This window comes from Vibrio sp. QJM3NY_35, from assembly GCF_057785915.1.
In genome coordinates this window covers 878,673-891,737 of sequence record NZ_CM173508.1, presented here as the reverse complement: position 1 = coordinate 891,737, position 13,065 = coordinate 878,673, and the positions used below count along the sequence as shown (strand labels likewise).

General features: G+C 46.5%; 10 protein-coding genes and 1 pseudogene. 5 read left to right on the top strand and 6 right to left on the bottom strand.

Annotated elements, in window-relative coordinates; all coding sequences use genetic code 11:
• Position 1: 1 nt before the first annotated feature.
• A complete protein-coding gene (locus AC3CH3_RS19390; protein ID WP_488539036.1) occupies positions 2-1,510 on the top strand; it encodes an SgrR family transcriptional regulator in 1,509 nt (502 codons plus the stop codon).
• Positions 1,511-1,598: 88 nt separating this feature from the next.
• Here the strand turns inward: AC3CH3_RS19390 and AC3CH3_RS19385 are convergent.
• From AC3CH3_RS19385 to AC3CH3_RS19360, 6 genes and pseudogenes are all read right to left on the bottom strand, one after another.
• Positions 1,599-2,694 (bottom strand): annotated as a pseudogene (locus AC3CH3_RS19385) (HDOD domain-containing protein).
• A gap of 235 nt (positions 2,695-2,929) precedes the next feature.
• Complete coding sequence (locus AC3CH3_RS19380; RefSeq protein ID WP_488539035.1) at positions 2,930-3,985, bottom strand: alcohol dehydrogenase family protein; 1,056 nt, start codon at positions 3,983-3,985, stop codon at positions 2,930-2,932.
• Positions 3,982-4,500, bottom strand: a complete 519-nt coding sequence (locus AC3CH3_RS19375) for a TetR/AcrR family transcriptional regulator (protein ID WP_019821681.1) — start codon at positions 4,498-4,500, stop codon at positions 3,982-3,984. The genes AC3CH3_RS19380 and AC3CH3_RS19375 overlap by 4 nt, the downstream gene beginning before the upstream one ends.
• Before the next feature lie 178 nt (positions 4,501-4,678).
• On the bottom strand, positions 4,679-5,866 hold the full coding sequence (uxuA, locus tag AC3CH3_RS19370; protein WP_488539034.1) for a mannonate dehydratase: 1,188 nt from the start codon (positions 5,864-5,866) through the stop codon (positions 4,679-4,681).
• A 207-nt stretch (positions 5,867-6,073) separates the two neighbouring features.
• Positions 6,074-6,856 carry an FCD domain-containing protein gene (locus tag AC3CH3_RS19365; protein WP_488539033.1) on the bottom strand — a complete coding sequence of 261 codons (783 nt, stop codon included), beginning with the start codon at positions 6,854-6,856 and terminating at the stop codon, positions 6,074-6,076.
• Between the two features lie 104 nt (positions 6,857-6,960).
• Positions 6,961-7,944: a TRAP transporter substrate-binding protein gene (locus AC3CH3_RS19360; protein ID WP_488539076.1), complete on the bottom strand. Its 984-nt coding sequence runs from the start codon at positions 7,942-7,944 to the stop codon at positions 6,961-6,963.
• A 300-nt stretch (positions 7,945-8,244) separates the two neighbouring features.
• On the opposite strand from AC3CH3_RS19360, the gene AC3CH3_RS19355 reads away from it, so the two are divergent.
• From AC3CH3_RS19355 to uxaC, 4 genes are all read left to right on the top strand, one after another.
• Positions 8,245-8,757: a TRAP transporter small permease gene (locus tag AC3CH3_RS19355; protein ID WP_488539032.1), complete on the top strand. Its 513-nt coding sequence runs from the start codon at positions 8,245-8,247 to the stop codon at positions 8,755-8,757.
• Positions 8,758-8,772: 15 nt separating this feature from the next.
• A complete protein-coding gene (locus AC3CH3_RS19350; protein WP_488539031.1) occupies positions 8,773-10,080 on the top strand; it encodes a TRAP transporter large permease in 1,308 nt (435 codons plus the stop codon).
• A gap of 96 nt (positions 10,081-10,176) precedes the next feature.
• Positions 10,177-11,640 carry a fructuronate reductase gene (locus AC3CH3_RS19345; protein WP_488539030.1) on the top strand — a complete coding sequence of 488 codons (1,464 nt, stop codon included), beginning with the start codon at positions 10,177-10,179 and terminating at the stop codon, positions 11,638-11,640.
• Between the two features lie 12 nt (positions 11,641-11,652).
• Positions 11,653-13,065 carry a glucuronate isomerase gene (uxaC, locus tag AC3CH3_RS19340; protein WP_488539029.1) on the top strand — a complete coding sequence of 471 codons (1,413 nt, stop codon included), beginning with the start codon at positions 11,653-11,655 and terminating at the stop codon, positions 13,063-13,065.

Sequence of the window (13,065 nt, the reverse complement as noted above, 5' to 3'; positions counted from 1 at the left end):
ATTGGGCAACCTTAAGCGCAAGCTTGAACTGTATGAAAAGATATTTCAGGCTTTTGGGCCTAAAGTATCACATTGTCAGGTCAACCAACTGGCCACACTACTGCACGTGAGTGAACGTCACGTTCAGACCTTGCTCAAAGCGATGACAACGCAAGGTTGGATTGAGTGGCAAGCCAGTTCAGGCCGCAGCAAGAAGGCACAACTCACGTGTCTGGTTGAGCCTATTGAGGCGTGTTACCAATACGCACAAACCCAAGCTGACGCAGGCAACATAGAACAGGTATTTAGCACCTTGAGCTTCAACGGCCGCAATGCTGGCGCTGAGTTACAAGCCTTTCTAAGCAATACCAATCCGCCGGCGCAAAATATCGCGTACATCCCCTTTCACCGAGAACTCGAAGCGCTTCATCCTCAACGTGTGCTTAGACGCACCGAACGTTTCTTAGTGATGCAAGTTTGCCAACGCCTAACCTCAGTTAAGCACGGCAAACTCAGCGGCGATCTGGCTTATCATTGGCAGCCTAATCTAGATGCGACACAGTGGCACTTTCAAATTCGCAATGGTGTTCACTTTCATAACGGTCGAACACTCGAACCTCAAGACATAGCACGCAACCTTAACTCGCTCTGCCAAAGCAAAATATGGCGTCGCTGTTATCAGCATATTGATGAGGTCTCTGTCTCGGCAGGCAATGTGGTTGTCGTAAAGTTGAATCAACCTGATTGGCATTTACCGCGCCTACTTGCTAGGGCTGAAGCCTCCGTATTCGATCACTCATCACCGACTGATAGGCTGATTGGATCTGGCGCGTTCTCATTAGACATCTTCTCAAGCAAGATGTTGAGATTGAGCCGCAATAGCGCCTATTCACACAGCACGCCGATTCTCAATCGAGTCGAGTTGTGGGTCTATCCGGAATGGGCACAGAGCAAAGCCTGCGCTCAAAATCAGGTGTGCGTGAAACTGCCCGAGAAGACGACCACCGTGCGTGGGGATGGCCATGCTTCCCAACCGGATTTCGGCTCAACCTTCTTTAAGATTCAAAACCCGATGTTGTCGAAAACCGTTCGTGAGTTCACCGTTGAAGACACCTCTGAATGCCAAGCCCTTTTCGATCAGTTATCAGTATCCGGCGACAAAAAAAACAGCGTGGAATATGGGCACTACCTAACTACCAAAGACGTCGTGTTGTGCAGCATTATTGATGAGAACGACGCCTTCACTTCGTGGTTAAGCTTTTTCACTCGCTTCCCGTTTGAGGATTTATATCTACCTGCCGAGATGCTAAAAACAATAGAACAAGGCTTAGTCTCAATAAGAAACCAGCCCAACGTTAAGTTAGCGATGAATACACTGTTGGAACTCAAGCATTGGTTGAATGACTCTGGGGTTGTGGTTGAGCTCAAGCAAGAGGCGTTCAACTTGGAAGTTTCTGAAAAGATACACGGCGCGCAAGTGAATGGTTTCGGTTGGTGCGAACTCGATCAGTTGTGGATTAGCCATTTGTAAGCGTATTTCGTAGCTGAACTGTATTTCACAACCAAGCTGCAACCAATCATTATGTTCAGTCACAGCGCAGGTCGAATAGGCTAAGGGGTTAGCTCACTAGCGATAACTCAGACTCTTTATAGATACGGTTAGCCACTTTGTATGCCGCCGGAGACATCAGTGTCTCTTTGCATCTGCGCTTAAATTGCTCGACTTCAATCGTTTGTTCTTCCAGTAAATAGCACAATTCACTCAAGTAGTTAGCTTCAAACACAGCTTGACCAAGTGGTGTGCATTCGTATCGGCTCGACTCTTGGTAACCAATTGCGGTCAACACAGATTCTGGCAGCTCCCAGAACTTAGCAATAGTGTAAGTCAGGCGAATAGAGTAGCTGTTCATCAGGCGCTTCAATGCTAACGAGTTAGGCGGAACAGAAGGATCAAGATGCTTGTAAGGCTTCTACCATCATTTGGAAAATGATCATCTTACCTAGATTACGGATCAACCCAACAAAATATGCGGTAGCTTGGTCTTCTTGAGATGGCGACTCTTTCATTAACTCCTTAGAAAAAGAAGCAGTTTGAACACTGTGATTCCAAATTTTCTCACCGAAATGACGCCAGTAAATATTATTGCCCGGCGTAAAGTTCTTCATGTAAGAATTCACCACCCCCTCAACAAGGCCTTGAGAGCCCATATTTAGGAATGCTGTTTTTAGGTCGGTAACCTGCTTTTCACCACGTTTATAGAAAGCACTGTTAGCCAGTTTAATCACATCGGCAGCCATACTCGGCTCGCGCTCAATCACTCTTAACAATGCATCGACATCAAACTCATCGTTCTGCAATTCACCCATTAATGTAGTGACAGAAGCGGGCATAACAGGCAACTCATTAAGCAGCACTTTCGGAGAACGAATCAAGCGTTCGATTTGGCAAGCCACAAAGTCGCTAAATGGGTCTGACTCCGTTCGAAGGCGAGATTCTCCAAACAGACAATCAAGGAACTGACCATCGTGAAGGCTAAGCGTCTTATCGACGATTAATGATGGTGGCTGAGCGGACGAAGGCGGAACAAAGATTGAAGACTGAACGGAATCAGTAGCAACGGTTTGTTGTTGCTCTTGTTGGGCTGGCTCTGCAGAGGGTTTGTTTTTTGAATCAACAAAAGGTGAGAATAATACCTGCAATACCCTTTTAAACATCAATACGGCTCCTAGATGATTATCAAACAGTTCGGGATATATAACGGCGGTGATTATCGCACAGTTAATTCATAAACCACACAGTGACAAATGAATCATTAATTTCTCAGCTGTATAGGATCTGATACTCAACGGGCTGCGAGACTGAGCCTACCAGCACTCACTAGAAACAAAAAAGCGAGCACATAACGCTTGCTCGCTCTTCCGTAAATCTAAACCGTGAAGCTGACTAAAACTAGCGTTCTGCCACTTCCAACACGATCTTACCAACATGCTTTTTCTTTAAGAACTTATCTTGCGCTTTATGGATATCGGCTAGCGGATAAGACTCCGCGACAATCGCGCCGATCTGCTGTTTCTCAATGCGGTTAATCAGATTTTGGAAGACTTGTGGTTCTAAAACCGTGCAACCAAAAAAGCTGAGATCCTTGAGATACAAAGTACGAACATCAAGCTCAACCATAGCGCCACCAATTGCGCCAGAGACCGCATAACGACCGTGTGGTTTCAGTACTTCAAGGAATTCAGGCCACTTGTCACCGGCAACCAAGTCGATAACCACATGCACACTGTTTACACCTAATGCTTTGACCAAATCCGCATCACGAGCAATCACTTCATCAACACCTAATTCAAGTAACTGTTCATTCTTGCTTGGGCTAGTAATTGCAATTACGTAAGCACCGCGCGCTTTCGCCAATTGAATCGCCGCCGAACCGACACCGCCCGATGCGCCAGAGATAAGCACGCGATCACCTTCAACCACATTCGCGCGAGTCAGCATGTTCTCTGCTGTCGAGTAAGAACATGGGAAAGACGCTAGCTCAACATCCGACATAGTGCTATTCACCGCATAAGCGTGCTTAGCTGCGACTTTGGTGTATTCAGCAAAACCACCATCGCACTCAGAACCGAAATACCATGGCTGTGGCAGATTTCGTCCGTACACTTCCGTTAAGCAAGGTTCGATAAGAACACGCTCACCAATACGATCAGCAGAGACTTCATTGCCGACTGCAACGATGAAACCACACACGTCAGCACCTTGGATACGAGGGAACTTCAACGCTTCTCCCGACCAGCTTGCGTCGTCTGAATCGTCGCTTTTTGAATACCAGCCGATTCGTGTGTTGATATCCGTATTGTTAACGCCTGCTGCCATCACTTTGATCAGCACTTCATTAGGTTCGATTTGAGGAACCGCGATATCTTCGCGGTAGCCAAGCATTTCTGCTCCACCGTGACCCAACATCTCTACGCCTTTCATCGTCTTTGGTAGTTCGAATTTCATCGTGTTTCCTCGAGTAATTTTGTAACCATATTCTGTGCTGATGCCACCGCTTCTTCGCCTAAGACCGGCCACGCGCTTGATACGCCTTCATGAAGTAAAAACAGTGGGGTCGCGAGATCATCTCGCAGGCTCTGCTTTCCCATAAGCAAACGAACTTGTTCTTTATGTTGCGTAACCGCTTGGTTGATAAGCTCATTATCTGGGAACGCAGCAATCGCATTCATCGACATGCAACCATGCGGCGCATACTCTTCTAACCATTGTTGGAGCTTGTTGAAGATATGAGTGACAGACTCCAACCCGGCCTCTGGCGACGCCTCCAGTAAAAAATCGAGATAGCGTTGGTGTCGGTATTCCAATGCACCAACAATCATCACTTCTTTTGAAGGGAAGTGTTTATACAGGGTTCTTAGGCTTACATCGCACGCTGTTTTCAGCTGTGCAACGCTCGGCTCAGCAAAACCTTGCTGGCTGAACGCTACTTCAAGGCTTGCTGCAATCTGTTCTCTCAACATAATGCTCTCTCAATACCCGACAAGGGGTAGAATGATTGCTCTACTTACAGGGTAGAACGATCACTCTACCCATGTCAATAGTGAGATTCATGGACACAATCTTTAAGAGGACCAGATACAAAAAAACCAGAACATAAGTTCTGGTTTTAACAGGGAATTTTAAAGCGAGGTATAGTTGTTATTTAGTGTAGAAAGCACGTTTCAATGCCATCTCTAAACCGCGCACTTCAGCCAAGCCTTTCAATCGACCAATTGCCGAATAACCTGGGTTAGTGGTTTTCTTCAAGTCATCCAACATTTGATGACCGTGGTCCGGACGCATTGGAATCAGGCGGTGATCGCCCACTTCTGCACGACGATTTTCTTCATCCAAAATAGCCATCACAACGTTGTACATATCCACATCACCATCAAGGTGGGCCGCTTCGTGGAATGTCATTGGGTTGCTCTCTTCACGCTTGGTTGAACGCAGGTGCGTGAAGTAAATTCGGTCACCGTGCTTTTTGATCATGTTAACCAAGTCGTTGTCGCCACGCACACCGTATGACCCTGTACACATCGTCAAGCCATTCATTTTGCTTGGTACATTTTCGGTCAACCAATCAATGTCTTCGATCGTAGAAACGATGCGAGGCAAGCCTAGAATTGGACGCGGTGGATCGTCTGGGTGAACCGCCATCTTCAAACCGCTCGCATCACAGATAGGCATCAGCTCCGCAAGGAAGTAGGACATGTGCTCACGTAGTTTATCTTTATCGATGCCCGCATAGCGGTCTAACTGTGCTTGAAACGCTTCAGGTGTGTAGCCTTCTTCAGCGCCCGGCAGACCCGCGATGATGTTGTTGGTCAGCTGTTGGATTTGCTCTGGCGTCATGTTATTGAAGTAATCCAACGCTTGCGCTTGCTCTGATTCTGAATAGTCCGATTCTGCACCCGGGCGCTTCAAGATATGCAGCTCAAATGCCGCAAATGCGATTTGGTCAAAACGCAGTGCGCGAGAACCATCAGGCATTTCAAATTCTAAATCGGTACGCGTCCAGTCCAACACTGGCATGAAGTTATAACAAACCGTGTCAATGCCGCACTCAGCAAGGTTAGACAGAGTTTGTTTATAGTTATCAATCCACTGCTGGTAGTTACCAGTTTGAGTTTTGATCTCTTCGTGCACAGGCACACTTTCGACTACCGACCACGTTAAGCCTTTCTCTTCGATAATGGCTTTGCGTTTCAAGATTTCTTCTTTTGTCCAAACTTCACCATTTGGAATATGATGCAATGCATTCACAATACCAGTTGCGCCCGCTTGACGAATATCATCTAGCGAAACTTGATCATTAGGGCCGTACCAACGCCACGTTTGTTCCATGAGACTTACCTTTCTTTAAGACGCACTTAGCCGGCTCGAATTAATCAAGCTAAATGCAATAACGACTTCTTAATGACAGCAATGAAAATTACTGCCGAGATAGCACCGGTCTACGCCGGTCTAAAGACGATGACTTATTTGCAACCGAGTGAATTAATCAGCTTCCCAAAAGAGTTGTGAAACTGAATTCAACGTTAGCTTTCAGAACTAACTTTCAGTACTCAGCAGCACCACTGGGTTTGAACTAAATAAGTAACCGTCAAAGTTTGGGTCATCAATGTCTGACAGCGCTAACAAACGCTGTTTAACATTCTCAAGGTGTTGCCACATTGCGTTCTTAGCAGCGACAGGGTCTTTGCGCTGTAAGGCGGCGAGGATACGAGCATGATCATCTAACCATTCTTCACGGTAATCTTGACCACTGATGTGAGAGTGGAGTTTATTCCACATTGGACTCTTTTCGCGTCGATCCCAGGACTGTTTCAACATATCTACTAGCACAGAGTTTTGAGTAGCCTCTGCAATACACATGTGAAATTTTTCATCTCCGCTGCAATCAGTAGTACCGCTTGCAAGCTCTTCGCGCTCGAGTTCGAGTGCAGAGCGCATCTTAATGATGTCGCCCGGAGTGACCTGAGTTGCCGCAAACTCCGCGATATTACTTTCCAGTAATTGGCGGGCCTGCAGCATCTCGAATGGACCAGCGTCATCGCTGACCACATTCTCGCGAGAATGAGTAGGAATGTTCAGGACATAAACACCTGACCCTTTTTTCACCTCAACTAAGTTTTCAAGCTCCAGCATGATGATCGCTTCACGCACCACAGTGCGGCTTACATCTAGACGATCAGCAATATCGCGTTCTGGAGGCAACCTATCTCCGACCTTATACAGGCCTTCAATCAGTTCTCTTCTTAGTACTAACCCTATCTCCTGATAAGGTCTTTTCGGTTCGAAAGGCATCATGATGATATTGTCACTTCTTTCCATTATATTTCTCTCGCCATCATAATGACCAAATATAATTGGTCAACCTCTATATCCCAAAATGTAATAACACTTTGTTTTTATGTCACTATTTTTGGACAGACTTGTTACTTAACAGACTGAATACGGTCAATCAGCGCACTCAATTCAGGGTTCGATGTTTCTAAAGCGTCGTACATTGGTTGAACGGCTAGTGCGAACGCAGCTTTATCTGGCTCAACGAACGTTACGCCCATTTTCTCAGCTTTAGCACGCTCTTTTGCTTCCGATTCAGCCCATAGTTTCTTCATCAACTCCGACGAATCACTTGCCGCTTTCATCAACGCATCTTGTTGTTCTGTAGTCAGTTTGTCGTATGTTTTTGTTGAGATAACCAACACATCCGGAACCATCGTATGCTCATCTAAACTGAAGTATTTAGACACTTCGCTGTGACGGCTCAAACTGAAAGAAGGAATGTTATTTTCAGCCGCATCCACTACGCCTTGTTGCAGTGCTGTATACAGCTCACCGTAAGCTAATGGCGTTGGGTTACCCCCTAGCGCTTTCACCATAGCAATTGCTGATGGACTTGGTTGAACACGAACTTTCAAACCTTTCAGGTCTTCCGGCGTGTTAATTGGCTTGCTGGTATAGAAGCTACGCGCACCTGCATCGTAATACGTCACACCAATAAAGCCGCTATCACGAGAAGAGTTAAGAATGTCACGGCCTACTTCACCATCAGTCACGCTGTAGTAGTGCGCTTGATCGCGGAATAAGTAAGGCATGTTGAATGATGAATAAGCAGGAGAAAAAGCTTCTAATTCAGCAGCATTACTTTTCACCATATCTAAAGCGCCGTTCTGCATTAGCTCCATAGATTCGCGTTGTGTACCCAGTTGAGCATCAGGGTAAATACGAATACGCACTTCGCCATCAGTCATTTCTCGTACTTCTTTTGCCATAAACGTCATCGCTTCATGCACCGCATGGTCACGTGGGTGGTTATGGCTCAGTTTTAATGTTGTTGCTGCATAAGCAGAAGCTGTTGCGCCGAAAGCGAAAGTAGCACCAACAACCGCACTAATCAGAGTTTTACGCGTCATCATCATTCTTATTCTCCGTGGATTGGTTATCCAATGTGTAGGGTATTTATTGTTCTGAGGCCATATTGGCGATCAAAAAACCAACCGTCAAAGCTGAAATTAGAATTGATTGACCAATATCACAATAAAAACCCACAAATTGGTCAACCAAAATAATTTGTGAAGTTGTTCACGCCAACCAAAGAATGAATGGCTTATGATTCGACCAGATTTTTGAACATCCCTACCCCTACATAGAAATAATTTCTTACATTGGTAAACCAATTGTTATGAGATACGCAATTTTGTTGAAAGGAAATAAACATGAATAAATTGGTCAGTTACATAAATAAAGGGTTGGCCGCCTTTACAGTGTCTCTATCGTCTTTCTTAGTGCTGTGTGTGATATGGCAGGTTCTATCCCGCTATGTTATTGGCAAACCAAGTACTGTTACCGACGAGCTCGCTCGTTACCTCTTTATGTGGGTAGCCCTTATTGGTGCTGCCTACACAACAGGTCTGAAACGCCACCTTGCCATTGACCTATTAACAATGAAGCTGACTGGCAAACGTAAATTAATCAACGAAATCGTTATCCAAATCGCCATTGCAACCTTCTCTTATATCGTTCTAGTACACGGTGGAAGTAAGCTTGCAGCTAAAACGCTAGCTATGGGGCAACTGACTCCCGCACTCGGTTTAGAGATGGGTTACATCTACTTCTGCTTACCAATTAGCGGCGCGTTGATGATTTTTTACTCCGCCGTATTTACCTACGAGCGCGTTAAACAATTAATGTCAGGTGACGATTTGATCACCCACTCACAACTTGATTGATAGAAGGATTTCACAATGGAATGGCAAGTAATACTGACCTTATTCGGTAGTTTCGCTGTACTGCTTACAATCGGTGTACCAGTCTCGTTTGCGATTGGCTTATCGTCATTAGCAACAATTCTAATGAGCTTACCGCTCGAGCCAGCAATAGCCGTGGTTGCTCAACGTATGGCTGCTGGCCTTGATAACTTTGCGCTACTGGCAATCCCGTTCTTCATTTTGGCGGGCAACATCATGAACCAAGGCGGAATCGCGCTACGTCTGATCAACTTCGCGAAAGTGTTGGGTGGTCGTCTACCGGGTTCATTGGCACACGTAAACGTGATGGCAAACATGATGTTTGGTTCGATCTCAGGTTCAGCGGTTGCATCGGCGGCTGCAGTTGGTGGCACCATGTCTCCTCTGCAAAAGAAAGATGGCTACGACGAAAACTTCTCAGCGGCGGTAAACATCACTTCGTGTCCTACCGGTCTTTTGATTCCGCCAAGTAACACGCTGATCGTTTTCTCATTAGTTTCTGGTGGTACTTCAATTGCGGCGCTGTTCTTAGCGGGCTACATCCCAGGTCTAATCATGGGACTCAGCATCATGATTGTGGCGGGTATCATTGCAAAACGTCGTGGCTACCCACTTGCAGAACGTCCTTCAATGTCTGTGGTATGGGACACCTTCTTAAAAGCTGCACCTTCTTTAGCGCTAATCGGCATCATCATGGGTGGCATCATTGGCGGTATCTTTACTGCAACTGAAGCTTCTGCAATTGCTGTGGTATACACCTTCGTTCTCGCGGTGCTTATCTATGGTGAAGTGAAATGGCGTGAGATTCCAAAGATCATCCTTGAGTCTGCAGTAACGACATCTATCGTATTGTTGCTCGTTGGTGCATCAATGGGCATGTCTTGGGCGATGGCGAACGCCGATGTGCCTTACATGATTGCTGATGCATTACTAGCGGTTTCTGATAACCCGCTAATGATTCTATTGATCATCAACATCATCCTGCTGATTGTGGGTATCTTCATGGATATGACACCAGCGGTACTGATCTTCACACCAATCTTCTTACCAATCGCATTGGATCTAGGCATCGACCCAGTTCACTTCGGCATCATGATGACCTTCAACCTAGCGATCGGTATCTGTACGCCGCCAGTAGGTAGTGCGCTATTCATCGGTTGTTCGGTTGCTAACATCGCCATCGACAAAGTCATCAAGCCGTTGTTGCCATTCTATGTAGCACTGATTGCAGCGTTGATGGCCGTTACTTTTATCCCTGAGCTGAGCTTGTTCCTACCTGAATTGGTACTGGGCTACGGTTCGTAATTTCGTCACAGATACACTTTTAGACTGCTAAACACTCAAACGCTTTATCAAATAATAAAATCCCGCTGGTTCGCTGGCGGGAAAAGGAACTGAATAATGAAGACTGTTGCTAACTCGACGCTGCCAAACACTGTATTACGACCTGACTACGACCGTTCAGCGCTCCAAAGCCGTATTGTACACCTTGGTTTTGGTGCCTTTCATCGTGCGCACCAAGCTCTATTCACCAATGAGATGCTCAGCAAAACCAGCACTGATTGGGGTATTTGCGAGATTAACCTATTCGGCGGCGAAGATTTGATTGAATCACTTCGTACGCAAGACCATCTTTACACCGTTGCTGAAAAAGGCGCGGAATCTACTGATATAAAATTAATCGGTTCAGTGACTGAATCACTGCATCCAAACCTAGACGGCGTTGACGCGGTTTTAGAAAAAATGGCTGAGCCTCAAGTGGCTATCGTGTCGATGACGATCACTGAGAAAGGCTACTGCGCGGATCCTGCAACCGGTAAGCTTGATAAAAACAATGCTCTAGTTATCGCTGATTTAGCGAACCCAACGCAGCCAAAATCGGCGCTTGGCTACATTGTCCAAGCGCTAAAGATACGCCGTGACCGCAACATTCCTCCATTCACGGTCATGTCTTGCGACAACGTGCAAGAGAACGGTCATGTAGCAAAAGCAGCGATCATTGAGTTTGCTCAACTGCTTGACCCTGAACTGCATGATTGGATTGAAACCAATGTCACTTTCCCATGCACTATGGTTGACCGCATCGTACCCGCAGCAACCGAAGAAACACTGACAGAAATTGCAGACCTGCTTGGTTGTGAAGACCCATGTGGCATCGCCTGTGAACCCTTCCGCCAATGGGTAATTGAAGATAACTTTGTGGCAGGCCGTCCAGACTGGAATGTTGCCGGTGCAGAGTTCGTAGAAGATGTGGTGCCTTACGAAGAGATGAAACTGCGCATGCTCAATGGCAGTCACTCTTTCCTTGCTTACCTTGGATACCTTGGTGGCTACGCCCATATTTCCGACACCATGACAGATGCTGGTTACCGCAAAGCCGCTTTTGACATGATGATGAAATCACAAGCACCTTCGTTAACCATGCCTGAAGGAACAGATTTAGAAGGTTACGCAACCTTACTTATCAACCGCTTCACCAACCCAAGTTTGAAACATAAGACTTGGCAGATTGCGATGGATGGTAGCCAGAAGATCCCTCAACGTATGGGTGGCAGCTTACGATTCCATTTAGAGCAAGGCTCAGATTTATCGTGGCTTGCAACCGCCATCGCAGGCTGGATGCGTTATGTATCGGGTGTAGATGAAAAAGGCAACGAAATAGATGTTCGCGATCCAATGGTTGATACACTTCGCCAAATCTGCGACCAGCATGGATTGAATGTTTCTGTGGTTCCGGCATTGCTTGCTGTCGAAGCAATTTTCCCAGCGGATCTAGGCCAAAACCCGCAGGTCATTGATGCGGTAAGTTCAGCGTACCAATCATTAATTGAACACGGTGCCGTTGCTACCGTGACGGCGTTATAAGGGGCATAAACAATGAAGAATTTCTTATGTGAAGACTTTTTACTGTCGAATGAGACTGCACGCCGTTTGTACCATGAACACGCAAGCCACCAGCCGATTTATGACTATCACTGCCACCTAAACCCGGCAGAAGTGGCTCAAGATCGTCAGTTCGAAAACATGTCTAAGATTTGGCTTGAAGGTGACCACTATAAGTGGCGTGGCATGCGTTCAGCGGGGATTGATGAACGTCTGATTACTGGAGGTGCTAGCGATTATGATAAGTTCATGGCATGGGCTAGAACCGTCCCTCAAACCTTAGGTAACCCACTCTACCACTGGACTCATTTAGAACTACGCCGCCCATTTGGTATTACTGGCACTCTATTTGGCCCAGAGACAGCCGACCAAATTTGGCATGAAGGCAACGAGCTATTAGCGACACCTGAATTTAGTGCTCGTGGCATCATGAAGCAAATGAATGTGGTGATGGCAGGTACGACAGACGATCCGGTTGATTCTCTTGAACACCATAAAACGATCGCTCAAGACAGTTCATTTGATGTGAAGGTTCTACCAAGCTGGCGCCCAGATAAAGCGTTCAAAATTGAACTTGATGGCTTTGCTGGTTACCTACAAAAATTAAGCATGGTTGCTGACGTTGAGATCACTCGCTTCCATCACCTATTGAGTGCTTTAGACAGCCGCTTAGCACATTTCAACGACCATGGCTGCCGTGCAGCAGACCACGGTATTGAAGTGGTTCGCTACGCACCTATTCCATCAGAATCCGAACTGGATGCTCTGTTAGCTCGACGCCTCAACGGCGAAACGCTTACAGATTTAGAATGTGCACAGTTCTCAACAGCCGTTCAAGTGTGGTTAGGCAAGCGCTACGCAGCAATGGGTTGGGTAATGCAACTTCACATTGGTGCTCAACGCAATAACAACACGCGTATGTTCCAACTGTTAGGCGCAGATGCTGGGTTTGATTCGATCAGCGACAAGACGTTTGCCTTCGAGCTGGCTCATCTTCTGGACGAAATGGACCAAAGCAATGAATTACCTCGCACCATCCTTTACTGCTTAAATCCTCGCGACAACGAGATGATGGCAACCATGATTGGTAACTTCCAAGGTGGCGGTATCGCGGGCAAAGTTCAGTTTGGTTCTGGTTGGTGGTTCAACGATCAGAAAGACGGCATGCAACGTCAAATGGAGCAGTTATCTCAGCTTGGTCTGCTTAGCCAGTTTGTCGGAATGCTGACTGACTCTCGCAGCTTCTTGTCTTACACACGCCACGAATACTTCCGCAGAATTCTGTGTGACATGCTTGGTCGTTGGGCTGAAAACGGCGAGGTGCCAAACGACATGTCACTGCTTGGGCCTATGGTCGAGGACATCTGTTTTGGTAACGCAAAACGCTACTTCGAAGAGAGGGCATAA

Coding starts and splice junctions, on each gene's coding strand:
- AC3CH3_RS19380 (WP_488539035.1), bottom strand. CDS start 3,985: ATGAAATTCGAACTACCAAAGACGATGAAAGGCGTAGAGATGTTGGGT.
- AC3CH3_RS19375 (WP_019821681.1), bottom strand. CDS start 4,500: ATGTTGAGAGAACAGATTGCAGCAAGCCTTGAAGTAGCGTTCAGCCAG.
- uxuA (WP_488539034.1), bottom strand. CDS start 5,866: ATGGAACAAACGTGGCGTTGGTACGGCCCTAATGATCAAGTTTCGCTA.
- AC3CH3_RS19365 (WP_488539033.1), bottom strand. CDS start 6,856: ATGGAAAGAAGTGACAATATCATCATGATGCCTTTCGAACCGAAAAGA.
- AC3CH3_RS19360 (WP_488539076.1), bottom strand. CDS start 7,944: ATGATGACGCGTAAAACTCTGATTAGTGCGGTTGTTGGTGCTACTTTC.
- AC3CH3_RS19355 (WP_488539032.1), top strand. CDS start 8,245: ATGAATAAATTGGTCAGTTACATAAATAAAGGGTTGGCCGCCTTTACA.
- AC3CH3_RS19350 (WP_488539031.1), top strand. CDS start 8,773: ATGGAATGGCAAGTAATACTGACCTTATTCGGTAGTTTCGCTGTACTG.
- AC3CH3_RS19345 (WP_488539030.1), top strand. CDS start 10,177: ATGAAGACTGTTGCTAACTCGACGCTGCCAAACACTGTATTACGACCT.
- uxaC (WP_488539029.1), top strand. CDS start 11,653: ATGAAGAATTTCTTATGTGAAGACTTTTTACTGTCGAATGAGACTGCA.